This is a genomic window from Plantactinospora sp. KBS50, assembly GCF_002285795.1.
GTDB lineage: Bacteria > Actinomycetota > Actinomycetes > Mycobacteriales > Micromonosporaceae > KBS50.
The window spans coordinates 2343513-2368196 of sequence record NZ_CP022961.1 but is presented as its reverse complement, the minus strand read 5'-3'; the positions used below and the strand labels follow the sequence as shown (position 1 = coordinate 2368196).

The 24684-nt window shown below is 72.8% G+C and carries 19 protein-coding genes; 9 read left to right on the top strand and 10 right to left on the bottom strand.

Annotated features, from left to right (window positions below):
* Window positions 1-17 precede the first annotated feature (17 nt).
* Entirely contained in the window at window positions 18-1019 is a 1002-nt protein-coding gene (locus CIK06_RS10455; RefSeq protein ID WP_198348305.1) for a LysR family transcriptional regulator, read from the bottom strand.
* Between the two features lie 125 nt (window positions 1020-1144).
* Between CIK06_RS10455 and CIK06_RS10450 the strand changes: the two genes are divergently transcribed.
* From CIK06_RS10450 to CIK06_RS10435, 4 genes are all read left to right on the top strand, one after another.
* A complete protein-coding gene (locus CIK06_RS10450) occupies window positions 1145-1777 on the top strand; it encodes a succinate dehydrogenase cytochrome b subunit (RefSeq protein WP_232534284.1) in 633 nt (210 codons plus the stop codon).
* Between the two features lie 2 nt (window positions 1778-1779).
* Window positions 1780-3714 (top strand): fumarate reductase/succinate dehydrogenase flavoprotein subunit, encoded by a 1935-nt coding sequence (locus CIK06_RS10445; RefSeq protein WP_095564663.1) that lies wholly within the window; start codon window positions 1780-1782, stop codon window positions 3712-3714.
* The gene (locus tag CIK06_RS10440) at window positions 3711-4472 is read left to right on the top strand and encodes a succinate dehydrogenase/fumarate reductase iron-sulfur subunit (protein WP_095564662.1); all 762 of its coding nucleotides are present in this window, start codon (window positions 3711-3713) and stop codon (window positions 4470-4472) included. The genes CIK06_RS10445 and CIK06_RS10440 overlap by 4 nt, the downstream gene beginning before the upstream one ends.
* Window positions 4473-4573: 101 nt before the next feature.
* On the top strand, window positions 4574-5719 hold the full coding sequence (locus CIK06_RS10435) for an MBL fold metallo-hydrolase (RefSeq protein ID WP_095564661.1): 1146 nt from the start codon (window positions 4574-4576) through the stop codon (window positions 5717-5719).
* A gap of 118 nt (window positions 5720-5837) precedes the next feature.
* Here the strand turns inward: CIK06_RS10435 and CIK06_RS10430 are convergent, their stop codons facing one another.
* On the bottom strand, window positions 5838-7346 hold the full coding sequence (locus tag CIK06_RS10430) for a deoxyguanosinetriphosphate triphosphohydrolase family protein (protein ID WP_095567717.1): 1509 nt from the start codon (window positions 7344-7346) through the stop codon (window positions 5838-5840).
* A gap of 78 nt (window positions 7347-7424) precedes the next feature.
* Window positions 7425-8858 (bottom strand): APC family permease, encoded by a 1434-nt coding sequence (locus CIK06_RS10425; protein WP_232534130.1) that lies wholly within the window; start codon window positions 8856-8858, stop codon window positions 7425-7427.
* Between the two features lie 328 nt (window positions 8859-9186).
* On the opposite strand from CIK06_RS10425, the gene CIK06_RS10420 reads away from it, so the two are divergent.
* A complete protein-coding gene (locus tag CIK06_RS10420) occupies window positions 9187-9831 on the top strand; it encodes a GPP34 family phosphoprotein (protein ID WP_157756697.1) in 645 nt (214 codons plus the stop codon).
* 106 nt (window positions 9832-9937) lie between these two features.
* On the opposite strand, the gene CIK06_RS10415 is transcribed toward CIK06_RS10420, so the two are convergent.
* Window positions 9938-11908: a primary-amine oxidase gene (locus tag CIK06_RS10415; protein WP_095567716.1), complete on the bottom strand. Its 1971-nt coding sequence runs from the start codon at window positions 11906-11908 to the stop codon at window positions 9938-9940.
* 221 nt (window positions 11909-12129) lie between these two features.
* Between CIK06_RS10415 and CIK06_RS10410 the strand changes: the two genes are divergently transcribed.
* From CIK06_RS10410 to CIK06_RS10400, 3 genes are all read left to right on the top strand, one after another.
* Window positions 12130-14607, top strand: coding sequence for a Tex family protein (locus CIK06_RS10410; protein ID WP_095564658.1), 2478 nt, complete (start codon window positions 12130-12132; stop codon window positions 14605-14607).
* Window positions 14608-14614: 7 nt separating this feature from the next.
* Entirely contained in the window at window positions 14615-15031 is a 417-nt protein-coding gene (locus CIK06_RS10405; RefSeq protein WP_095564657.1) for a hypothetical protein, read from the top strand.
* Window positions 15032-15130: 99 nt separating this feature from the next.
* Window positions 15131-16144 (top strand): intradiol ring-cleavage dioxygenase, encoded by a 1014-nt coding sequence (locus tag CIK06_RS10400; protein ID WP_095564656.1) that lies wholly within the window; start codon window positions 15131-15133, stop codon window positions 16142-16144.
* A gap of 10 nt (window positions 16145-16154) precedes the next feature.
* Here the strand turns inward: CIK06_RS10400 and CIK06_RS10395 are convergent, their stop codons facing one another.
* Together CIK06_RS10395 and CIK06_RS10390 are read right to left on the bottom strand one after the other, a co-directional pair.
* On the bottom strand, window positions 16155-16817 hold the full coding sequence (locus tag CIK06_RS10395) for a sugar transferase (protein WP_095564655.1): 663 nt from the start codon (window positions 16815-16817) through the stop codon (window positions 16155-16157).
* Window positions 16814-17968 carry a DegT/DnrJ/EryC1/StrS aminotransferase family protein gene (locus tag CIK06_RS10390; protein WP_095564654.1) on the bottom strand — a complete coding sequence of 385 codons (1155 nt, stop codon included), beginning with the start codon at window positions 17966-17968 and terminating at the stop codon, window positions 16814-16816. Before CIK06_RS10390 ends, CIK06_RS10395 begins: the two co-directional genes overlap by 4 nt.
* A 436-nt stretch (window positions 17969-18404) precedes the next feature.
* Between CIK06_RS10390 and CIK06_RS10385 the strand changes: the two genes are divergently transcribed.
* Entirely contained in the window at window positions 18405-20291 is a 1887-nt protein-coding gene (locus CIK06_RS10385) for a nucleoside-diphosphate sugar epimerase/dehydratase (RefSeq protein ID WP_095564653.1), read from the top strand.
* A gap of 85 nt (window positions 20292-20376) precedes the next feature.
* On the opposite strand, the gene CIK06_RS10380 is transcribed toward CIK06_RS10385, so the two are convergent.
* The 4 genes from CIK06_RS10380 to CIK06_RS10365 are packed head-to-tail and all read right to left on the bottom strand — an operon-like array spanning window position 20377 to window position 24682.
* Window positions 20377-21366, bottom strand: a complete 990-nt coding sequence (locus CIK06_RS10380) for a glycosyltransferase (RefSeq protein WP_095564652.1) — start codon at window positions 21364-21366, stop codon at window positions 20377-20379.
* Window positions 21367-21405: 39 nt separating this feature from the next.
* Window positions 21406-22530 (bottom strand): non-hydrolyzing UDP-N-acetylglucosamine 2-epimerase, encoded by a 1125-nt coding sequence (wecB, locus tag CIK06_RS10375; protein ID WP_095564651.1) that lies wholly within the window; start codon window positions 22528-22530, stop codon window positions 21406-21408.
* Window positions 22527-23654 (bottom strand): NAD-dependent epimerase/dehydratase family protein, encoded by a 1128-nt coding sequence (locus CIK06_RS32135; RefSeq protein WP_095564650.1) that lies wholly within the window; start codon window positions 23652-23654, stop codon window positions 22527-22529. The genes wecB and CIK06_RS32135 overlap by 4 nt, the downstream gene beginning before the upstream one ends.
* Entirely contained in the window at window positions 23651-24682 is a 1032-nt protein-coding gene (locus CIK06_RS10365; protein WP_095564649.1) for a polysaccharide biosynthesis protein, read from the bottom strand. Before CIK06_RS10365 ends, CIK06_RS32135 begins: the two co-directional genes overlap by 4 nt.
* Between the last annotated feature and the right edge of the window lie 2 nt (window positions 24683-24684).

The window sequence follows — 24684 nt, the reverse complement described above, 5'->3', positions numbered from 1 at the left end:
GGCCGGCCGGGGACGATCTAGTACGCGTCGACGCCGCGGGGCAGGTTGCCCGCCTCGGCGTTCTCCCGGACGAACTCCAGCAGGATACGCCGCAGCTCCTGGGCGGCGTGGCTGAGCGACACCTCCCGGCGCCGGGCCAGCGCGATGGTCCGGTGGATGCCCGGCGGCGCGAGCTGGGTGACCTGCACCCGGGGCCGGCGGGCCAGCACGATCCCGGGCACCAGCGCGATGCCGAGCCCGGCCTCCACGAAGCTCAGCACCGCGTCCATCTCGCCGCCCTCGACCGCGAGCCGGGGTTCGAAGCCGGCCCGGTGGCAGGCCGCCAGGGTGGCGTCCCGCAGGTCGTAGCCGCTGCGGAACATCACCATCGGCTGATCGCGCAGCTCGCCGATCCGCACCCGCCGCTCCACCGTCGCGCCGCCGGCCGGCGCCCGGGACGCACCCGCCACAGCGGTCTGTGGAGCGGTCCCGCCGCCGGCCGGGGCGGGCAGCGGTTCCAGCGAGGCCACCACGAGGCCCTCCCGCAGGAGCGGTTCGGACCGCAGCGCCGGGTCCACGCCGCGGGCCGGTTCGATGATCAGGGCCAGGTCCAGTTCGCCGCGCAGCAGGTCGCGGACCAGGTCCTGCGAGCCGCCCTCCTCGACCCGCAGGTCGACCTCCGGGTGGCGGTCGTGGAACCGGCGCAGCACCGGGGGTGCCAGCGAGGTGCACAGGCTGGGCGTGGCGCCGAGCCGGACCCGGCCGCGGCGCACGCCGACCAGCTCCTGCACCTGCCCCCGGGCGGTCTCGGCGTCCGCGAGGATCCGTTTGGCCAGCGGCAACAGCGTCTCGCCGGCCGCGGTGAGGCCGATGTTGCCGCGTACCCGTTCGAACAACGGGGCGCCGAGGTCGGCCTCCAGGGCGTGAATCTGCTTACTCAATGAGGGCTGGGTGATCCCGACCAGATCGGCCGCATGGGTGAAATGTCGCACTTCTGCGACCGCCACGAAGTACCTCAACTGCTGCAGCTGCACCCGTATAGCTTAAAGCTATCGGAACTGAGCCCTCGATGCATTGGACGACTGGATAGCCTCACCTTAGCGTTCGAGCCGTGGTAGTCATGAGCCGCTCTCCGGTCCGCTCCTCCGTCGGCCTCAAGGCCGTGATGGCGGTGTCGGGCATCATCCTGGTGCTCTTCCTCATCGCGCACATGCTGGGCAATCTCAAGATCTTCACGGGCGCGGCGGCCTTCGACCACTACGCGCACTGGCTGCGCACCATCGGCGCGCCGGTGCTGCCCGGCACCTGGTACCTGTGGATCCAGCGGGTCGTGCTGACCGCCGCCGTGCTCGCGCACATCTGGGCGGCCACCGTGCTGGCGCTGCGGGCCCGCGCGGCCCGACCCGTGCGGTACGCGCACCGCGCCCGCGTGCAGGGCAGCTACGCGGCCCGCACGATGCGCTGGGGCGGCGTGATCATCCTGCTCTTCGTGATCTACCACCTGCTGGACCTGACGGCCGGCACGGTCAACCCGGTCGGCGACCCCGGCCGGCCGTACGCGAACGTGGTGGCCGACTTCGCACCGGGCCGCTGGTACGTGACCCTCTTCTACACCCTGGCCATCGTGGCGCTCGGCTTCCACCTGCGGCACGGCGTCTTCAGCGCGCTGCGCAGCCTCGGCCAGCAGCGGCCGCGCGGCGAGCGGACCGCCCGCCGCGTCGCGCTGGTGTTCGCGGTGCTGCTCTGCGCCGGGTACCTGGTGGTCCCGTTCGCCGTACTGACCGGATTGGTGGCGTGAACATGCTGTACACCGAGGGCGACCCGATCGCCGACGCCAAGGCCCCGGACGGCCCGATCGCCGACCGGTGGAGCCGGCGCCGGTTCGAGGCCAAGCTGGTCAACCCCGCCAACCGGCGCAAGCGGCACGTGATCATGGTGGGTACCGGCCTGGCCGGCGGCTCGGCCGCCGCCACCCTGGGCGAGATGGGCTACCAGGTCACGTCGTTCTGCTACCAGGACAGTCCCCGGCGGGCGCACTCCATCGCCGCCCAGGGCGGGATCAACGCCGCCAAGAACTACCGCAACGACGGCGACTCGATCCACCGGCTGTTCTACGACACGGTCAAGGGCGGCGACTTCCGGTCCCGGGAGTCCAACGTGCACCGGCTGGCCGAGGTCTCCGTGGAGATCATCGATCAGTGCGTGGCCCAGGGCGTGCCGTTCGCCCGCGAGTACGGCGGGTTGCTGGACACCCGGTCCTTCGGCGGCGCGCAGGTGCAGCGCACCTTCTACGCCCGCGGCCAGACCGGCCAGCAACTGCTGCTCGGCGCGTACCAGGCCCTGGAACGGCAGATCGGCCTGGGCCACGTGACCATGCACAGCCGGCACGAGATGCTGGAGCTGATCGTGGTGGACGGCCGGGCTCGCGGCATCGTGGCGCGGGACCTGGTGACCGGCGAGATCGGGACGCACCTCGCCGACGCGGTGGTGCTGGCCTCCGGCGGGTACGGCAACGTGTTCTACCTGTCCACGAACGCGAAGGGCTGCAACGTCACCGCCACCTGGCGGGCGCACCGCAAGGGGGCGTACTTCGCCAACCCCTGCTACACCCAGATCCATCCGACCTGCATCCCGGTCTCCGGCGACCACCAGTCCAAGCTCACCCTGATGAGCGAGTCGCTGCGCAACGACGGCCGGGTCTGGGTGCCGCAGACCGCCGGCGACGACCGGTCCCCCCGGGACATCCCCGAGGACGAGCGGGACTACTACCTGGAGCGGATGTACCCGTCGTTCGGCAACCTGGTGCCCCGGGACATCGCCTCCCGGGCGGCCAAGAACGTCTGCGACTCCGGCCGCGGGGTCGGACCCAGCGGCCTGGGCGTCTACCTCGACTTCGCCGACGCGATCTCCCGGCTCGGTCGGCGGACCGTGCAGGAGCGGTACGGCAACCTGTTCGAGATGTACCAGCGGATCACCGGCGAGGACCCGTACGAGGTGCCGATGCGGATCTATCCGGCGGTGCACTACACGATGGGCGGGCTGTGGGTGGACTACGACCTCCAGTCGACCATCCCGGGGCTGTTCGTGGTCGGCGAGGCGAACTTCTCCGACCACGGCGCCAACCGGCTCGGCGCCTCGGCGCTGATGCAGGGCCTGGCCGACGGGTACTTCGTGCTGCCCAGCACGCTCGGCGACTACCTGGCCGGCGGGCAGTTCGAGCCGGTCGACGAGAACCACCCGGAGGCGGTCCGGGCGCGGGCCGACGTGGCGGACCGGATCGCCCGGCTGCTGGCGGTCGACGGCGACCGGACGGTCGACTCGTTCCACCGCGAACTCGGGCAGATCATGTGGGAGCACTGCGGGATGGAGCGGACCGACGCCGGGCTGCGCAAGGCGCTCGGCGAGGTCCGCGCGCTGCGCGAGCAGTTCTGGCACCGGGTCCGGGTGCCCGGCGACGGCGAGGGGCTCAACCAGGCCCTCGAACGGGCCGGTCGGGTGGCCGACCTGTTCGAACTGGCCGAGCTGATGTGCGTCGACGCGCTGCACCGGACCGAGTCCTGCGGCGGCCACTTCCGGGCCGAGAGCCAGACCCCGGACGGCGAGGCCCAGCGCGACGACGAGCACTTCAGCTACGTCGCGGCCTGGGAGTTCACCGGCGCCGACCAGCCTCCCGTGCTGCACCGGGAGGACCTGACGTTCGAGTACGTCCACCCCAGCCAGCGGAGCTACAAGTGAACCTCACCCTGCGGATCTGGCGACAGTCCGGCCCGGACGAGCGCGGCCGGATGGTCACCTACCAGGTTCGGGACATCTCCCCGGACATGTCGTTCCTGGAGATGCTCGACGTGCTGAACGAGCGGCTCACCCTCGACGGCGAGGAGCCGGTGGCCTTCGACCACGACTGCCGGGAGGGCATCTGCGGCGCCTGCGGCATGGTGATCAACGGAAACGCGCACGGGCCGCAGCGCGGCACCACGGCCTGCCAGTTGCACATGCGGCACTTCTCCGACGGCGAGACGATCGACATCGAGCCGTGGCGGGCGCGTGCCTTCCCGGTGATCAAGGACCTGGTGGTCAACCGGAGCGCCTTCGACCGGATCATCGCGGCCGGCGGCTACATCACGGCGCCCACCGGCAGCGCGCCCGAGGCGCACTCGACCCCGGTGTCCAAGGCGAACGCGGACACCGCGTTCGAGTCGGCGGCCTGCATCGGGTGCGGGGCCTGCGTCGCGGCCTGCCCGAACGGCTCGGGGATGCTGTTCACCGCGGCCAAGGTGACCCAGTTGAGCCTGCTGCCCCAGGGGCAGCCGGAACGCTACACCCGGGTGATCGGGATGGTGGACGCGCACGACGGGTCCGGCTTCGGCGGCTGCACCAACGCCGGCGAGTGCACCGCGGTCTGCCCCAAGGGCATCCCGCTGAGCACCATCGGCCGGCTGAACCGCGACTTCCTGGCCGCCTCCGCCCGGCGCGGCGACACCCCGGGGTCCTGATTCCGGCGGGACCGCGGATCCGGCGGACGGCGCTCGGCGGCGCCGGCCGGGCCGGCGTAGCGTGGCGGGCGACCTGATCGGCCGACGGCATGGGTGGGACGATGGCGGGAGAACGGAAGACGGAGCGGACTCGCGGCGGCGGTTGGCGGCGCACAGCGCTGGTCGCCGGGGCGCTGGCGGCTGCCGCGTGGGCGGTCTGGGACGTACCGGCGGCCTTCGGCGGCCGGTCCACCGGCGCCCGCGCCGACCGGCTGGCCCGGTCGCCGCAGTTCGGCGGGCAGCGGTTCCGCAACGCGGTGAACACCCGCAGCATCATGCCGCCGGGGGAACCCGGCCAGGAGCGCCACCTGCTGCGTGAGCTGGTGCTGGGCCGCCAGCGACGGCACCCGGGCGCGGCCGTGCCGGTGCTGCGCCCCGGGCCGGCCCGGCCGGCGCCGGACGGGCTGGCCATCATCTGGTACGGCCACGCCTCGACGCTTGTCGAGATCGAGGGCCGGCGGGTGCTGATCGATCCGGTGTGGAGCGACCGCTGCTCGCCGTCCCGGCTGGTCGGCCCGCACCGGATGCACCGGGTGCCGGTGCCGCTGGACGAGCTGCCGCCGATCGACGCGGTGCTCATCTCGCACGACCACTACGACCACCTGGACATGGCCACCATCCGCGCGCTGGCCCGCACCCGCACCGTCCCGTTCCTGGTGCCGCTCGGGGTCGGCGCGCACCTGGCCCGGTGGGGCGTACCCGAGGACCGGATCGTGGAGCTGGACTGGGACGAGACCACCCGGATCGGCGGGCTGGAGCTCACCGCGACCGCCGCCCGGCACTTCTCCGGGCGTGGGCTGCGCCGGGACCGCACGCTCTGGGCGTCCTGGGTGATCGCCGGTGCGCAGCGCCGGGTCTTCTACACCGGCGACTCCGGCTACTTCGCCGGGTACGCCGACATCGGCACCGGATACGGCCCGTTCGACGCCACGCTGATGCAGGTCGGCGCGTACGACCGGGCCTGGCCGGACATCCACATGTTCCCGGAGGAGGCCGTCACCGCCCACCTGGAGCTGCGCGGCGACCTGATGATCCCGGTGCACTGGGGCACCTTCAACCTGGCCCTGCACGACTGGGACGAGCCGGTCAACCGGGTCTGGCGGGAGGCCAAGGCCCGCGGCGTGCGGCTCGCCGTGCCCCGTCCGGGCGAGCGGGTCGACGTGGCCGAGCCGCCGGCGGTGGACGGGTGGTGGCAGACCGTGGCCTGACCGCCGGCCAACGGCCGGCCGGACGCGGCTGGTGAGACGGCGGGTCGAAACGCCGCGGCGGCCGGAGCGGAACACCGTGGCCGGAGCAGAACACCGCGGCCGGAGCACGGACAAGCGGTCAGAGCACGAAGGCGTCGGTCCAGAGCGCGCCGGAGCGGCCGGAGAGCGCGTCCAGCAGCGCTCCGGCCTGCCCGTCGGTGAGCGCCGCGACGAAGTCGACGGTGGCCCGCGCCTGGGCGCGGGCGATCCGGTCCGGCGTGCGCGGGTGCAGCTCGGCCTCGCCCAGTTCGACCAGGTCGTGCAGCCGCTGCGGGAGCCGGTCGCTCTCGTCCGGGTCGCGCAGCCAGGCGTACAGCGCCTCCACCAGCGTGGCCAGCAGCCGGGCCTGGCCGCGCTGGTGCAGCGCCAGGTCCGGCCGTTCCAGGACGAAGCGGTGGTGTACGAGCTTGAGCACCTGGACCTCGTGCCACTGCGCGACGCCGAGCCGGACATGACCGGAGCGGGTGCCCGGGTCGGCCGTGCCGGTCACCGCGTCCACCAGCCGCCGGGTCCACCGGGCGGAGAAGCCGGCCACGTACTGCTCGGCCTCGAGCGACCCGTCGAACGGCGCGGCCAGCAGGCCGTCCACGAGTTCGGTGCGGACGTGTTCGACGGCGGCCGCGAACGCGTCGTCGTCGCTGATCCAGGCGTCCTTGCGGTGCACCTGGCGGCGGAGCCGCTCGATGGCGGCGCCCGGCCGGCGGCGCGAGCCCAGCAGGGCCGCGTCGGTCAGGTGCCGCAGTTGGCCGGCGTCGCGCTGCCAGCCGGTCAGCTCGGTGGCCACCACGCCCTGCTGGAGCACGCCGACCCGGTGGAAGTCCTCGACGTCGTGGATCGCGTAGGCGATGTCGTCGGCGGTGTCCATCACCGACGCCTCGACGGTCTGCTGCCAGTCGGCGATCCGGCCGGCGAACGGCTCCCGGGCCTGGCGCAGGTCCGCGGCCTCGGTGTCGTACGCGCCGAACTTGGCCGACCCGCTGTCCGGCTCGTCCGGCGGCGCGGCCGCGCCGCGCGGGGGCGGATCGAGCAGCCGGGGGTGCGGGTCCGGATGGCCGCGCCGGGTCCACGGGTACTTGAGCATGGCCGCCCGGACGGCGGCCGTGAGGTCCAGCCCGATGGTCGCGGTCTTGCGGATCTCGGTGCTGGTGACGATCCGGTACGACTGCGCGTTGCCCTCGAAGCCGTCCGGCAGGCCGAGCTGCCGGCGGGCCAGCCGGTCGAGGACCCGCTCGCCGAGGTGTCCGAAGGGCGGGTGGCCCAGGTCGTGTGCCAGCGCGGCGGCCTCCACCACGTCCGGGTCGCAGCCGCCGAGCCGCTCCAGCAGCCCGGCCTGCGGCCCGGCGGTCAGCCGTTCGGCGATGGCCCGGCCGACCTGGGCGACCTTGATGCTGTGCGTGAGCCGGTTGTGTACCAGCAGGCCGGAGCCGCCCGGGCTGACCACCTGGGTGACCCCGCCCAGCCGGGCGAAGAACGGCGAGCTGGCGATCCGGTCCCGGTCCGCCCGGTACGGGCTGGCGGCCAGGTCGCCGAGCGCGCCCGCGCGCCCGCCGAACAGCCGGCGGGCACGCCCCTCCGCAGGTCCTTGCATGATCGCCACGCTAGCGCAGCGCACGATGCCCGGGGGCGGGACATGTCCCACCACCCGGGCATCGTGCCGCGGAAGGGGTCAGACCCCGACCGGAACGTACTCGTCCTGCTCCTCGATGTTCGTCTGGGTGGCACTGCGGCCGATGCCCTCGTAGACCTCGGGCCGGGCCGAACGCAGCGCCGCGCCCCAGATCAGACCGATGATCGCGGCCAGACCCTCCAGGCCGGGCAGCACCCAGCGCAGGTAGCTCGGGTTGCTCGGGGACAGCAGCGCGTTGAAGTTCCACACCAGGATGGTGAGCACACCGGCCAGCAGCACCGTGGCCAGGCTGGGCGCGATGAGCGTCCGCCAGACCCCCTCCTCGGAGGGCCGGCGGCGGAAGAAGCCGACGACCGAGGCCGAGGTGAGCGTCATCAGCAGCACCAGGCCGACCGCCGAGGTCCCGCTCATCCAGGTGAAGAGGTCCTCGACCGGGTCGCGGCCGGTGATCACGAACAGCACGACCACGACGAACGCGAGGAAGGTCTGGGTCAGCGAGCCGGCGATCGGCGAGGCGGACCGGACGCTGGTGCGACCCAGGAACTCGGGCAGCACCCGCTCGCGGCCGAGCGCGAACAGGTAGCGGGCGACGCCGTTGTGGAACGACAGCAGCGCCGCGAAGACGCTGGTGATGAAGAGCACGTTGGCCACGTCGGCGAGCATCGGGCTGGCGTACTGGGCCAGCGGGCCGAAGACCGCCCCCGGACCCTGCTCGTTGATCACGCCCTGCACCTCGCTCGGGCCGTAGATCACGCTGAGTGCCCAGGCGGAGAGCGCGTAGAACAGACCGGTGAAGGCCACCGCGATGTAGGTGGCCCGGGCGACCGTACGACGCGGGTCGCGGACCTCCTCGCTGTAGATGGCCGCGGACTCGAAGCCGGCGAACGCCGCGATGCCGAGCGCGAGCACGGCGCCCACGCCGGAGCCGAACAGGTTGCCCACGCTCAGTCCGGCGAAGTCGACCGCGCCGCCGGCCGGGTGGGTGAAGGAGATGATGTCGAACACGCAGACCGCGAGGATCTCGGCGATCAGCAGCACGGCCAGCACGGTCGCGTTCAGGTCGACCCGGAGGATGCCGAGCAGGCCGACCAGGACCAGGGCGCCGAGGCCCCACACCCACCAGGGTGCGTCGACGCCGAACTTGGTGTTGAGGAAGTCACCGAAGATGGCGCCGAAGAGGCCGTACAGGCCGAAGTTGATCGTGTTGTAGGCGACCAGCGCGATGAACGAGCCGGAGACGCCCGCGGCGCGGCCGAGACCGTTTGCCAGGTATGAGTAGAAGGCACCCGCATTGGAGACGTACCGGCTCATCGCGGCATAACCGACGGCGAAGAACGCCAGCACGGCGGCCAGGACCACGAACGAGATGGGCGTGCCCTTGTTGCCGGTCACCAGGAAGGTGGTGGTGATACCACCGCCGAGAACGGTGAGGGGCGCGGATGCGGCGACCGTGAAGAAGACTAGGTGAACCACGCCGAGACGGCGTCGAGCCAATCCACTGTGCGCAGTGGGGAGGTTGGTGGACAAGGGGTCTCCACAACGTGAGGGGGAAGCCGCTGTTGACGACGCCCGATCGTACGGCCACGTTCGGTAACGTCTCAAGACGTGAGCTCATAGGACAAACATTTCGTCCGTTCGTATTAGGAAGGGTGATGACGCCCCGGTAAAAGACGGACAACGGGACGACGGCGGTGCTTGAAAGGGCCGGCAGCCATGCCGTAGGTTCTCCGCGGACCGTGTCGGTCTCGTGACCGGCACCGGCCACGCGCGGTACCCCCTCCGCCGGCCACCCGAGGAAGCCATGACCGAACTCCGCCTTGCGGATGAACTGTTCCTTATCGGACACGACGAGTACACCGGTAAGCCCCGCGCCAACGAGGAACTCCTGGGCACCGGACTCGCCGGTGCGGTGCTGGGCGAGTTGCTGATCAACCGCCGGATCAGCTGTTCGGGCGGCAAGGTGGTCGTACTCGACCAGCGGCCCTGGGGAGAGGTGGTCAGCGACGCGGCGCTCGGCGAACTCCAACGCCGGTTGGGCACCTACGTCGTCCGGGCCTGGGTCGAGCACCTGCGGGACAACGCCCGGGAGGCGGTCGGCCGCCGGCTGGTCGCGATGGGGATGCTCCGCCGGGAGGAGAGCCGCGGCGTGCTGTCCCGCAAGGGCGCCGTACGGTTCCCGGGCGTGGAACCGATGGTCTGCGCCCAGCCGCAGGTCCGGCTCGCGTACCAGCTCGAACGGCCCGGCGTGATCCATCCGCAGATGGCCACCCTGGCGGCGCTGCTGCTCGCCCTCGGCCTGGAACACCTGCTGGTGGTCACGATGTCCCGGCAGGAGACCCGGGAGCAGCTCACGCAGATCACCGCGAGCCTGCCGGCCGAGCTGCACGCCCTGGTCACCGGGGTGCAGGCGGCGACCGCCGCGCTGGCGCTGACCGTCCGCCGCTGACCGTCGGTGGCGCCGGACCGGCGCCACCACGGACCATGACACGACAGGCCGCGCCACGACGGTCCGCGCCACGACAGGCACCGCCGGCGACCGCGGGACCACCGGGTCAGTGGCACGCCGACCCGTCCTCGGCGGCGGCGCAGTGCCCGCCACCGCTGGCCGGTACGTCGAGCGTCGGGTTGCGGTCGAAGAAGCCGCTGGGCTTGAGGGTGAAACCGCAGTACTCGACCGGCATCACCGGCCAGTCCTCGGTACGCGGGAAGTGCGTGGTGCCGAACGTGTGCCACAGCACGATGTCGGCGTCGTCGATGTCCCGGTCCCTGGCCACGAACGCCGGCAGCCCACCGGCGCCCGGGTGCTGGTTGACCTGGTCGCCCGCGGGATAGCGCTCCGCCGGGTCGTACCGGGTCACCCACAGGTGCCGGCTCGCGAACGCCGCGCGGCGGGCGATCGACGAGCCGGGGTCGGCCAGCAGCGCCGGCGTGCCCTCCGGACGCAGCAGGTAGCCGACCGGCTGGCCCAGCCGGTTGACGCTGCCCGGGTTGACGATCCGCCACACCCGCCCGGCGGCGGCGTCCGCCATCCGGGCGCCCTCGGACTCCGACCGCAGCCGGGTGCTGCGGCGGGTGAAGGCGTTGCCGTACGGGTTGTCCGGGCCGACCGGCACCCGGCGCACGTCCAACTCGTCCACGGCGTTGCCCACGCCGTCGAGCATCATGTCCAACCGGGCGCTGAACAGGTGCTGGTGGTACGGCGCGCCGAGCCCGGGCGCCACCTGCGCGGCGTACGGGCTGTCCGGCAGGTAGGCCGAGGTGAAGACGACGCCGGTGGCCTTCACCTCCAGTTGGATGGTGCCGTCCAGGTACAGGTACCAGTAGAAGCCGTAGTCGTAGTTGCCGACCGTCACGAAGAACGAGATGACCAGCCGGCGCTGCCGCCGGGTCTCCGCGGACTCGGTGAACAGGTCGGTGTGCTTCCACAGGACCCCGTAGTCCTCCTCGTGCATGCAGATCGCGTTGGGCACCACCCGGGGCCGGCCCTCGCCGTCGGCGAGCACGGCGTCGAAGTAGTGGATCTCGCCGAGGCAGTCGCAGCCCAGCACCAGCGAGTTGACCTGCTGGCCGAGCAGGTACTCCCCCGCGTCGAAGTAGTTCTGCCAGAACCGCACCGGCGACGGGTCGGCGTACGGCACGACCATCTCGGCGACCGAGGCACGGTAGACCAACGGACGGTCCCGGTCACCGTCGGCGATGGACAACTGGTGCAGCACCAGACCCTCGCGCGGGTCGAACCCCACCCGGAAGGTCCAGTTCTGCCACCGCACCACGTCGTCCTCGACGGTGAAGCTGGCGCCCTCCGGCTGGGTGATCTCGATGGGCCGCAGGTCGGTCCGGGTCGGGCCGACGTACGCCGGGTCGTCGAAGTTCCCCTCCTCCCGCGGCACCGGCAGCAGCTCGTGGTCGATCAGCTCGACCACCCGGCGCTCGATCAGGTCGACGTAGGCGACCACGCCGTCGATCGGGTGCGCCCAGCAGTGGTCCTCCGGCCGGTGCGCGAGGAAGGACAGCACCCGCAGCATCCGCCGGCCCCGCTCGCCGGGAAAGTCGAAGTTGCCGGCCGACAACGGACAGGGCCGGACCAGGTCGAGGTCGGTGATCCCGCGCCGGTGCAGCGCCGCCTGCCAGCCCGGGTCGGCCTTCACGATCTCGTCGACCGCGATGAACTCCTCCAGCAGGATCGGCGGCTGGCCGTCCACCGCCGGGTCGAGGTCCACCACGCTGTCCAGTTCCTTGCGGGTCAGCGACGCCACCGCGCTGCGCGACGCGCCGGTCGCCACGTCCAGCAGCACCGCCCGGACCCGGCGGTCCAGGTCGGCACCCGGCCGGTGTGCCAGCACCGCGTCCTTGGCCGGTTCCTCCAGGGCCAGCAGCGCGAACCGGACGGTCGGGCCGAGCAGGCCGCCGGCCTCGAACAGCTCCCGCGCCGCGTCGATCTCGGCGGCGGTCAGCCGGCTCAGCGGATGGGTCGCGCCCGGCGGCGCAGGGTCGGCCGGGGTGTCGGCGGCAGGGCTCGTCATGGACACCACCCCTCGCGGAGAAGATCGATGCACTCTCGACCTAACCGGAAACCCTTGAACGTGTCCAGACTCGGTCTCGCGTTCGATCGTGTGCGGACGGTCAGCACCAGCGCCGAGCGTGCCCGGTCGCGGCCGGTCCGACCCGCCGGTGGGGCGGCGGCGACCGGCGGGGGCCGGAGGCGGCAGAATGCATCGCGGACCATTCGCGGCGGAGGAGAATCGTGACCGAGGCAGTGCACCAGCGGATCGCCGAGGAACTCGGGGTACGGGAGCGGCAGGTGCGGGCCGCCGTGGAGCTGCTCGACGGCGGCGCCACGGTGCCGTTCATCGCGCGCTACCGCAAGGAGGCCACCGACGCGCTGGACGACACCCAGCTGCGCACCCTGGAGGAGCGCCTGCGCTACCTGCGCGAGCTGGAGGAACGCCGCGCGGCCGTGCTGGAGTCGATCCGCGCCCAGGGCAAGCTGGACGAGGCGCTGACCGCGCAGATCATGGCGGCCGACTCGAAGGCCCGGCTGGAGGACATCTACCTGCCGTACAAGCCGAAGCGCCGGACCCGGGCGCAGATCGCCCGCGAGGCGGGCCTGGAGCCGCTGGCCGACGGGCTGCTCGCCGACCCGACCGTGGATCCCCGGGCCGCGGCCGCCGCGTTCGTCGACCCGGACCGCGGCGTGGCCGACCCGACCGCCGCGCTGGACGGCGCGCGGGCCATCCTCATCGAACGCTTCGCCGAGGACGCCGACCTGATCGGCTCGCTGCGGGAGCGGATGTGGTCGCGCGGCCGGCTCTCCTCCCGGGTACGCGACGGCCAGGCCGAGGCGGGCGCCAAGTTCGCCGACTACTTCGCCTTCGACGAGCCGTTCACCCGGCTGCCCTCACACCGGGTGCTGGCGGTGTTCCGCGGCGAGAAGGAGGGCGTGCTCGACCTGACCATGGAGCCGGAACCGGCCGACGAGCCCGAGCCGACCGGCGCCCCCGGCGGGTACGAGACGCAGATCGCGGCCCGGTTCGGCGTGGCCGACCGGGGCCGCCCGGGCGACCGGTGGCTCGCCGACACCGTGCGGTGGGCGTGGCGCACCCGCATCCTCATCCACCTCGGCGCCGACCTGCGGATGCGGCTGTGGCAGGCGGCCGAGGAGGAGGCCGTCCGGGTCTTCGCCACCAACCTGCGTGACCTGCTGCTGGCCGCTCCGGCCGGCACCCGCGCCACCATGGGGCTGGACCCCGGCCTGCGGACCGGGGTGAAGGTGGCGGTGGTCGACGCCACCGGCAAGGTGGTGGCCACCGACACCATCTACCCGCACGAACCACGCCGGCAGTGGGACGCCGCGCTGCACACCCTCGGCCAGCTCGCCGCTGCGCACCGGGTGGACCTGATCGCCATCGGCAACGGCACCGCCTCCCGGGAGACCGACAAGCTCGCGGCCGAACTGGTCGCGCGCCACCCCGAGCTGGGCATGACCAAGGTGATGGTCTCCGAGGCCGGCGCGTCGGTCTACTCCGCCTCGGCGTACGCCGCCCAGGAACTGCCCGGCCTGGACGTCTCGCTGCGCGGGGCGGTCTCCATCGCCCGCCGGTTGCAGGACCCGCTCGCCGAACTCGTGAAGATCGACCCACGGTCCATCGGCGTCGGCCAGTACCAGCACGACCTGTCCGAGACGAAGCTGTCCCGCTCCCTGGACGCGGTCGTGGAGGACTGCGTGAACGCCGTCGGGGTGGACGTCAACACCGCCTCGGCGCCGCTGCTGGCCCGGGTCTCCGGGATCGGCTCCGGGCTGGCCGAGAACATCGTGCTGCACCGGGACGCCAACGGACCGTTCCGGTCCCGTACCGCGCTGCGGCAGGTGCCCCGGCTCGGCCCCAAGGCGTTCGAGCAGTGCGCCGGCTTCCTGCGCATCCCGGACGGCGACGACCCGCTGGACGCCTCCGGCGTGCACCCCGAGTCCTACCCGGTGGTGCGCCGGATCCTGCACGTCACCGGCGGCGACCTGCGGGCGCTGATCGGCCGCAGCGCGATCCTGCGCGGGCTGCGCGCCACCGACTTCGTCGACGACACCTTCGGGCTGCCCACCGTCACGGACATCCTCGCCGAGCTGGAGAAGCCCGGCCGCGACCCGCGGCCGGCGTTCCGCACGGCGACCTTCGCCGAGGGCGTCGAGAAGATCGGCGACCTCTCCCCCGGCATGCTGCTGGAGGGGGTGGTCACCAACGTGGCCGCGTTCGGCGCGTTCGTCGACGTCGGTGTGCACCAGGACGGGCTGGTGCACGTCTCCGCCATGTCGAAGACGTTCGTGAAGGACCCGCGCGACGTGGTCAAGCCCGGTGACGTGGTCCGGGTCAAGGTGCTGGACGTGGACGTACCGCGCAAGCGGATCTCGCTGACCCTGCGGCTGGACGACGAACCGGGAGCCGGCGCCGGGGGCGACCGGGGCCGGCGCGGTGACCGGTCCGGCGCGGGCCGGGTCGCCGACCAGCGCGCCGGCGGCCAGCGCGGCGGCGGTCAACCTGCCGGCGGACGCGACGGCGGCCAGCGTGCCGGCGGCCAGCGCGGCGGCGGTCAACCTGCCGGCGGACGCGACGGCGGCCAGCGCGGCGGCGGACGCGGATCCCGACCCCGCCCGGACGGCGGCTCCGGCGCCTTCTCCGGCGCGATGGCCGACGCGCTGCGCCGGGCCGGCCTCGACAAGGGGCTGGACTGACCGGCGGATGTGCGGGTCGGTATCGGCGGTCGGGCTCGAGGAGGACGAGCGACGGACCTGGCCGTACCTGCGGGAGCGGCTGCGCGTACCGGGGCACCTGATGGCCCTGATGCGGGGCGTGCTCGGCGACGTCGAGGTCGCCGCCGTGGTGGCGGTGACCCCGCAGGGTGTGGTCCGGCCGCAGGCGATCCTGGCCACCCCGGAACCCATCAGGCAGGAGATCATCCTCGGGGATGAACCCGACGAAGCGGATGATACGGACGGACATCCCCTGCGCGCCGCCCGGATCGGGGACGACGAGGTACAGGTGATCACCGAGCCCGGTCCGGACGGCCGGGCACGGCCGCTGGCCGTGCTCGCGACGCCGTGGATCGACCAGCACCTGCTGCTGTACGCGCGCACGCTCTGGCACCGGAGGCGCTGAACCGGCCGCACAGCCGCGCCACAGCCTGCGCACCGATCTCTCCCAAGGGCCGCTGGCACCGTCGTCGGCACGAGAAGCCGAGACGATGCGGAGGCACCGATGTCATCCCGATCCTTCGATGGCCGACCCCTGCCCCGGCCCGACGCCGAACTCGTCGACCAGGGGCTCGGATTCGACCTGGGCACCCTGACCGGGCGCCGGCAGATCCTCCGGGCGCTCGGCCTGGGCGCCGTCGCCCTCGGCACGGCGGCCTGCGGCGGCACGTCGAGCGGGTCGACGGCGTCGGCCGGCGGCACGAGCGCCGCGGGCGCCGCCGGGACGACCGAGATCCCCGACGAGACCGCCGGCCCGTACCCCGGGGACGGCTCCAACGGGCCGGACGTGCTGGAGCAGAGCGGCATCGTCCGCAGCGACATCCGGTCGAGCTTCGGTACGGCCAGCGGCACCGCCGAGGGCGTACCGATGACGCTGGAGCTGACCATCCTGGACATGGCCAACGGCAACGCCCCGTTCGCCGGGGTGGCCGTCTACGTGTGGCAGTGCGACCGGGGCGGGCTCTACTCGCTCTACTCCCAGGGCGTGACCGAGCAGAACTACCTGCGCGGCGTACAGGTCGCGGACGCCTCGGGCAGGGTGAGGTTCACCAGCATCTTCCCCGGCTGCTACGAGGGGCGCTGGCCGCACGTGCACTTCGAGGTGTACCCGGACCAGGCGAGCATCACCGAGTCCACGAACGCGATCGCCACCTCGCAGGTCGCCCTGCCGGCGGAGACCTGCCACACCGTCTACGCCCAGTCCGGCTACGAGAAGTCCGTGGACACCATGTCCCGGGTGACGCTGGAGGACGACAACGTCTTCGGCGACGACGACGGAGTCAACCAGCTCGGCGCGGTGACCGGCGACGTCACCGCCGGTTACGCGGTGTCGCTGACCGTCCCGGTCGACACCCGCACCGCACCGACCGGCGGAAACGCGCCCAACGACCAGGGCGGCGGACCGGGCGGACAGGGCGGCACGCCACCCTCGGGCGGACCCGGCGGCGGCACGCCACCCTCCGGCGGACCCGGCGGCGGCACCCCGCCGTCCGGCGGGCCGGGCGGTTCGCCGGCCTGACCCCGGGCCGTCAGCGGGCGGAATCGCTGAACGCGGGCTCCGTGCCGACGATCGGACCCGGCGGCACGTCGCCGGCCCGGGCGCCCCGCCCGGTGAGCACGGACCGCGCCGTGGCGGCAAGGATCCGCAGGTCACCGCCGAAGCTGCGGGTCTCGACGTACCGCAGGTACAGCTCCACCTTGCGGGGCAGCACCACCGAGACGTAGTACTGCTCGGGATGCGGCGCCTGCGCCAGTTCCCGCGACTCGTTGAAGTACGCGTTGATCGCCGGGTCGGTGATGCCGGGACGGACCGACAGGATGCGGTGCCGCGCCCGGGCCGGCCAGCACGAGACGTACCGGTGCACCTCCGGCCGGGGACCGACGAGGCTCATCCGGCCGGCCAGCACGTCGTAGAACTGCGGCAGTTCGTCCAGCTTGGTGGCCCGCAGCAGCCGACCGATCCGGGTGATCCGGGCGTCGGAGTCGGCCGTGACCTCGGCGCCGGGGCCGTCCCGCATGGTGCGGAACTTGTGGATCCGGAAGGTCAGGCCGTAGCGACCGGCCCGCTCGTGCCGGAACAGCACCGGGCCGCCGTCGTCGAGCTTGATCGCCACGGCGACGGCGAGCAGCACGGGAGCGCAGATCAGCAGGGCCAGCGCGGCCACCGTGAGGTCGAAGACGCGTTTGATCATTGCAGCACCTTGCTGACCGCGCGGACCACCAGGTCCACGTGGTCGTCGGTCATGGCGGAGTAGATGGGCAGGCTGACCACCCGGGCGAACTCCCGGCTGGCGACCGGGAACCCGGCGTCGGTGAGGGCGTACCGGGTCCGCCAGTAGGTGAGCGTGTGCAGCGGGGTGAAGTGCAGGCTGCACACGATGCCCAGCCGGGACAGCTCGGCGACGAACCCGTCGCGGTCGACCGGGGCGTCCGGGCGCAGCCGTACGTCGAAGATGTGCCAGGCGTGCACGTCGCCCGCGGGCACCGGGGCCGGCAGGTCGATCGGCAGCTCGGCGAAGGCGCCGCGGTAGAACTCGGCGATCGACTCCCGGCGCCGGCGCATCGACCCGGCCCGCCGCAGTTGGACGAGCCCGAGGGCGGCGGCCGGGTCGGTGAGGTTGTACTTGAAGCCGGCCGCGACGATGTCGTACTGCCAGGCCGGCCGCTCGCTGCGGTAGCGGGCGAAGGCGTCCCGGTCGAAGCCGTGCAGCCGCATGGTGCGGGCGCGGGCCGCGATCCGCGGGTCCCGGGTGACGAGCATGCCGCCCTCACCGGTGGTGATCGGTTTCGTCGCGTAGAAGCTGAAGACGGTGGCGGCGCTGTCCCCGCCGCCGACCGGCGTCCCCGCGCTGGCGGCCGGGAACGCGTGCGCGGCGTCCTCCACCACCGCCAGGCCGTGCGCTTCGGCGAACGCCCGCAGCGGCGCGCCGGCCATCACCCGGCCGGCGAAGTGCACCGGCAGCACGGCCACGGTCCGGGGGGTCACCGCGGCGGCCGCGGCCTCGATGTCCAGGCAGAGCGTCACCGGGTCGACGTCCACGAACACCGGATCCGCGCCCAGGTGCACGACCACCTCGGCGGCGGCGGTGAAGGTCCAGGTCGGTACCAGGACCTCGGTACCCGGACCGACGCCGAGCGCCTCCAGCGCGAGGTGCAGTCCCGCGGTGGCCGAGTGGACCGCCACCGCGGTCACGTTCTCGCCGCAGCACGCGGCGAACCGCCGTTCGAACTCCGACACCAGCGGCCCGCTGGACACCCAGCCCGACCGGAGCGCGGTGGCGACGGCGGCGATCTCCTCCTCCCCGATGTCTGGAAGCGCGAACGGCAGGGGTCGATCGCCCATCAGGATCCTCCTGGTCGCGGGAGCGGCGCCTCAAATCTCGGTGGGAACAATAGCGGGACAACCCACCGGGCAAGGGCATATCCGATGCATTTCAGCGGGCCGAGTCAATGCGTTTCCGAATGGCCCACACATTCATGTTCGAAGAATTCTTGCGTTCACGTTCCGGGTCCTCGTGATCTCCGGTAGCCCTGCTCAGACCCAGAGTTCGGGTGCCGGGTGGCGACAAATCGACGACTTATCGGAGAAAAACTGGTTTACCCACCCAATGGATACGCCCGGCGCGTCATCATGAGTGTCCGTCCGTATCCTTCGGCCAACTCCGGACGTTGTCCGAACCGATTGGGTAACCATTCCACCGCCGTCTTCGCCATCCATTTTGCGGCGACCGCGCACCGCATTCGGCGGGCGCCGGCGAACCGCCTAGGGGGTCTTGCAGATGCCGCCCACCGAGCCGGAGGGCACGCCAGCCGCCACCCACCGACGGCAGCCGCAGCTTCGTGCCCTGCTCCTGCTGGCCAGCGACAGCTCCGCCTGGATCGTCGGGTTTCTCGCCGCGGTCTGGGCCAGGTACGAGTTCGACCTCACCGCGGGACAGGCCACCCAGGTCCTCGCCGCCGCCCTGGTCGCCGCGGCCGGGCACGCCGTGCTCTGCCGGCTCGGTCACCGCTACTGGGGCGCGCATCCGGTCGGCAGTCTGGCCGAGGCGCGGGTCCTGACCGGGACGGTCGGGGTCACCGGCGTCATCCTCGCCACGGCGGTGACCTGGTCCGCGAACCACCCGATACCGGCCAGCGCGCCCCTGGTCGGCGCCGCCGTGGCGCTGCTGCTGATGCTCTCCGTGCGGTGGAGCTTCCGGCACCGTCACGACCTGTCGCTGCGTCCGACCACCGACCGGGCCACCCCGGTGCTGCTGTTCGGCCTCGGCGCGGCCGGTCAGGGGCTGCTGCGCGCGATGCTCACCGACCCGGACGGGCGGTACCTGCCGGTGGGGCTGCTGGACGACGACCCGCGCAAGCGGCACCTGCGCATCGACGGCGTACGCATGCTGGGCGGCCGGCAGGAGATCCCCGCCGCCATCGGCCGGACCGGGGCCACGACGGTCATCCTGTCGGTGGCCAACGCCGACGCCGAGCTGATCCGCCAGATCCGGGACCGGGCCCGCGCCGCGGGCGCCGACTTCAAGGTGCTGCCGCCGGTACGCGAACTGGTCGACCACCGCATCCGGGTCACCGACGTACGCGCGCCGGACATCTCCGACCTGCTCGGCCGCCGGCACGTGGTCGCCGACCTGGTCACCAACGCCACCGGGCTGACCGGGCGGCGGGTGCTGGTGACCGGCGCCGGCGGTTCGATCGGTTCCGAGCTGTGCCGCCAGATCATGCGGGCCGACCCGGGCGAGCTGATGATGCTGGACCGGGACGAGTCCGCGCTGCACGCGCTGCAACTGTCCCTCTCCGGGCGCGCGATGCTGGACGGGCCGGAACTCATCCTCGCCGACATCCGCGACGCCGAGGGCATCGCCCGGATCTTCGCCGAACGCCGCCCGGAGGTCGTCTTCCACGCCGCCGCGCTCAAGCACCTCACCCTGCTGCAACGGCATCCGGGTGAGGCGGTGCAGACAAACGTCTGGGGCACGATGGCGGTCCTGGACGCCTGCCGGGACGCGACGAAGTTCGTGAACATCTCCACCGACAAGGCGGCCAACCCGGTCAGCGTGCTCGGCTACTCGAAGCGCATCACCGAGCGGCTCACCGCCGCCTCGGCGCAGACCCGGGACGGCACCTTCCTGAGCGTCCGCTTCGGCAACGTGCTCTCCAGCCGCGGCTCGGTGGTGACCGCCTTCCAGGCGCAGATCGAGGCCGGGCTGCCCATCACGGTCACCCATCCGGACGTCACCCGCTACCTGATGACGGTGCAGGAGGCCGTACACCTGGTGTTGCAGGCGGCGGGCATCGGCCGGGACGGCGAGGCGCTGGTGCTGGACATGGGCGAGCCGGTCCGGATCGACGACGTGGCGCGGCAACTGGCCGCGCAGGCGCCCGGCGCGGCCCGGATCGTCTACACCGGCCTGCGGCCCGGGGAGAAGCTGCACGAGGACCTGCTCGGTGCCGGCGAGACGGACATCCGGCCGCTGCACCCGCTGATCTCGCACGTACCGGTCCCGGCGCTGGACCCCGGCGAGGCCGCCGCCCTCGACCCGTTCGACGATCCCAACAAGATCATCGATCGGCTCCGCTGGCTGTGCGAGCAGCCGCCGGTCGCGTCGACGGGTTGGCGGTTCGAGCAGCGCGCCGGCAACCGCTGGGTGCAGCCGCGTAGCTGACGCGACCCCGGCCGAACCCCGGCACCGATCCGGCACCGATCCGGCACCGACCCCGATGCCGGGGCGGTGCCGGGGTCGGTGCCGGTCAGGACACGGCACCGGCCGGAGCGGTCCGCTCCCCCAGCCTCGGCGTCCCGGTGGCGAACAGCCAGTCGAAGTAGTCGGTGCGGTCGAACGGCGTGACGTCCGGGGCGACCGGCTCGTCCGCCGCCGCCAGCGCCTCGGCGAGGCTGTCCAGGTCACCGATCCGGTATCCGCGCAGGGCCGGCCCCGCGACCTCGCGGCTCTGCCCGGTGTCGGGTGCGAGGACCGGCAGCCCGTACGCCCGGGCCTCCGCCATCGGATAGCCGAAGGACTCCACCAGGCCGGGGAAGAACACCGCGGAGGCGCCGCACCAGTGCTCGACCAACTGCTCGTGGCTCAGCGCGCCGAGCGGCCGTATCCGGGGCGCGGCGCGCAGTTCCGGCGGCAGGTGCGCCGGGTACGCGGTCACCCGGATCGTCGCCGGGTGACCGACCCGGTCGGCCACCGTCACGAGGTCCCGCAACTGCGGCACCAGGTTCTTGTACGGCCCCGGCGCCACCGGCACCAGGATGTACGGTTCGGCGCCGGCCACGCGGGTCCCGTTCGGTGTCACCGGCTCCAGCCGGACCACCACCCGCGAGCGCAGTTGGGGCAGGTGGTGGACCACCCGCTCGGCCATCGCGCTCGACGAGGCCACCACCAGGTCGGCCCGGCTGAGCAGCCGGCGCACCACCGGCACCTGCGAGCGCCAGGCGCGCGGCATCCGGCGCAGCAGGTGTTCCTCCGACGGGTGCAGGAAGTGCAGCGCGTTGCGGCTTAGCACCCGCCGCTGTCCGCCGGCCACCGCGAAGGAGGCGTTGTTCGAGGCGATCACCACGTCGGCGCGGGCGGCCCGCCGCTCCCGCTCGACCAGCCAGCGGACCGTCAGCCGCCGGTCCCGACCGAGCACCCGGACCGCGCCGGGCCGCCCGGCCAGGTACGCGTCGAGTTCGCGACGCCAGCGGCCGTGGCCTCCGCCCTGTCCACCGGCGACATCCAGCACCACGGTCACGGGCTGCCCTCCTCGTCTGGAAAATTCCCCGATTCCCACTCAGCGGCGGATGCCGGCCCAGTCGTGGTGCCGGCGGACCGTCGAGAGGATGAAGTCGAGGACCCGCCGGGACGTGTCGGCCACCTGGTAGTCGGCCGGACAGGGCATCGGCTCCACCGCGGCCTGCCGGATGGCCACCGCGACCGCCTCCACCACCCCGTCGGCGTCCAGGCCGGTCATGATGACGCTGCCGGCGTCCAACGCCTCCGGCCGCTCGATCGACTCGCGCAGCGTCACCGCGGGGAAGCCGATGATCGCGGCCTCCTCGCTGATGGTGCCGCTGTCCGAGAGCGTGCACCGGGACTGCGCCTGCAACCGGACGTAGTCGAGCAGCCCGAACGGCTCGTGGAACGAGATGCCCTCCAGCCCGGTGGGATCCGGCGCCAGCGCCTCCAGCCGCTTGCGGGTACGGGGGTGGGTGGAGACCAGCACCGGCAGCTCCCAGCTCCGCCGGACCGCCCGCAGGCAGTCCAGCAGCCGGGCGAGCCGGCCGGCGTCGTCCACGTTCTCCTCCCGGTGGGCGCTGACCAGGAAGTAGCCGCCCGGTTCCAGCTCCAACTGGTCCAGCACGCGGGACCGGTCCACGTCCGGCCGGTAGTGCTCCAGCACCTCGCGCATCGGCGAACCGGTGTGCAGGATCCGCCGCGGGTGCAGCCCCTCGGCCAGCAGGTTGCGCCGGGCGTGCTCGGTGTAGACCAGGTTGAAGTCCGCGACGTGGTCGACCAGCCGCCGGTTGGTCTCCTCCGGCACGTTCAGGTCGAAGCAGCGGTTGCCGGCCTCCATGTGGTACACGGGCACCCGCATCCGCCGGGCGATCAGCGCGGCGATGCAGCTGTTCGTGTCGCCCAGCACCAGCAGCGCGTCGGGGCGTACCTCGGTGATCGCCTGCTCGACCCCGACGAGCACCCCGCCGAGCACCCGGCCCAGCGAGGTGACGTCCACCCCCAGGTACCGGTCCGGCGGGCGCAGCCGCAGCTCGGTGAAGAAGATGTCGGACAGCGTGGGATCCCAGTTCTGCCCGGTGTGCACGAGGGTGTGCTCGACGGTGGCGTCCAGCCGGGCGATCACCCGGGACAGCCGGATGATCTCGGGCCGGGTGCCCACCACCGTCATCACCCGGGTCACGCCGGCACCGCCGCACGCTCCGGCAGGTCCGCCCCGACCGGCTCGGGATAGGTGTCCGGCGCCGCCGGGTCGAACAGCTCGTTCGTCCAGAACATCGTGAGCAGTTCCTCGGAGCCGGTGTTGACCAGCCGGTGCGCCCACATGGTCGGCATGTCCACCAGCACCGGCTCGTCCCCGGACACCGAAAACCGGATCACGTCCGGTTCCCCGGCCACCCGGCGCAGCGCGATCTCCGCGGTGCCGCGCAGCACCACGAACCGCTCCACCTTGGCCAGGTGGAAGTGCTCGCCCCGGACCACACCGGGCCGGCTGGTGGAGCAGAAGGTCTGTCCGGGGCTGCCGTGGCTGCGTACCGTCTCGACCAGCTCGCCCCGGTCGTCGGCCCGGCGGACCAGCGGATCCGGGTAGTTCGCCGGGAAGCAGTGCGACCGGTAGGTGTTGAACAGCCGGACCGCGTGCCGGTCGGCCAGCGCCGGGACGTCGCCGCCGCGGTAGTCCCCGGCCATCCGGGTGAGCCGGTGCACCAGCTCGCGTACCCCGGTCCGCAGCGCCGGCATGGCGGCGTCCCAGCAGCCGCCGGCCGGCGCGCCGACGAGCCGGGCCGCGGCGTCCGTCACGTGTACCAGGTCCAGCTCGCGGTCGACGTGCACCTCGGGCCGGCCGCCCTCGGCCAGCAGCCGGCAGAAGGTGGCCACCACCGAGTTGTAGAACGGCCGCCCGTGCTCGCCGTACAGGTTGGGCAGCCGCACGTCGTCCAGGTCGCGCCCGTTGCCCAGGGCCGCCGCGGCGGCGGCCTTCGAGTCGCCGTACGGGGTGCCGTTGCCGGACTGGACCGAGTTGGCGAACACCAGCCGGCGCGGCGGGCGGGCGCAGCGGTCCAGGCCGCGGCACACCGCGGCCGCGAGCTGCACGTTGCCGGCCGCCACCTCGGCCGGTTCGCCGCGGTTGACCCCGGCCAGGTGCAGCAGCCGGTCGGCGCCGTCCACCACGGCGGCGAAGCGGTCCGGGTCGGCCAGGTCGGCCCGGGTGACCACGGCCGGCTCGGGCCAGCCGAGCGCGCGGGCGAGGACCCGCACGTGCCAGCCGAGGAACCCGCCGGCACCGGTGATCGCCAGCCGGGTCACGCCGGCACCGGTTCCCGCAGCGCCAGCTCCGCGCGGATCTCCGGCAGCGTCCGCAACAGCGCCACGATCTCCGGTACGGCCAGCCGCGGCGCGGTGGCGGAGGTGAAGTCCCGGTGCACGGCGACCTGCGGGTCGCCCTCGGTCACGTAGAGCGCGTAGTTGAGGTCACGGGCGTCCAGCGGGACCCGGAAGAACTCGCCGAAGTCGTCCGCCTGGACCAGTTCCTCCCGGCTGGCCAGCGTCTCGTCCCGCTTCTCGCCGTGCCGTACGCCGATCAGGTCGATCTTGGCGGGGGCGTCGAAGACCCGGCACACCGCCTCGGCCAGGTCGCCCATCGTGCAGGCGGCGGCCTTGCGGATGAAGACGTCGCCGGGCCGGGCGTGCTGGAAGGCGTGCTCGACCAGCTCCACCGACTCCGACAGCGACATCAGGAACCGGGTCATCCCGGGATCGGTGACGGTCAGCGGCCGGCCGGCCTTGATCTGCTCGACGAAGAGCGGGATCACCGATCCCCGGGAGTACATGACGTTGCCGTACCGGACGCAGGACACCACGGTCCGGCTCTGCGGGTTGTTCCGGGCGTGCGCCTGGGCCACCTTCTCCATCAGCGCCTTGCTCATGCCCATCGCGTTGACCGGGTGCACGGCCTTGTCGGTGCTGAGCACCACCACCGAACCCACCCCGTTGCGCTGCGCCGCCTCCACCACGTTCGCGCTGCCCAGGATGTTCGTGCGGACCGCCTCCAGCGGAAAGAACTCGCAGGAGGGCACCTGTTTGAGGGCCGCGGCGTGGAAGACGTGGTCCACCTCGCGGCTGGCCCGCAGCACGCTGTCGAAGTCGCGGACGTCCCCGACGTGGTAGCGCACCCGGTCGTCGCCGAGGGACCGGCGCATGCCGTCCTGCTTGGCCTCGTCCCGGCTGAGCACCCGCACCTCGGCGACGTGCCCGTCGAGCAGCCGGCGGGCCATCGTCCGGCCGAACGAGCCGGTACCACCGGTGATCAGGACCCGGCGCCCGGAAAACTGCATGG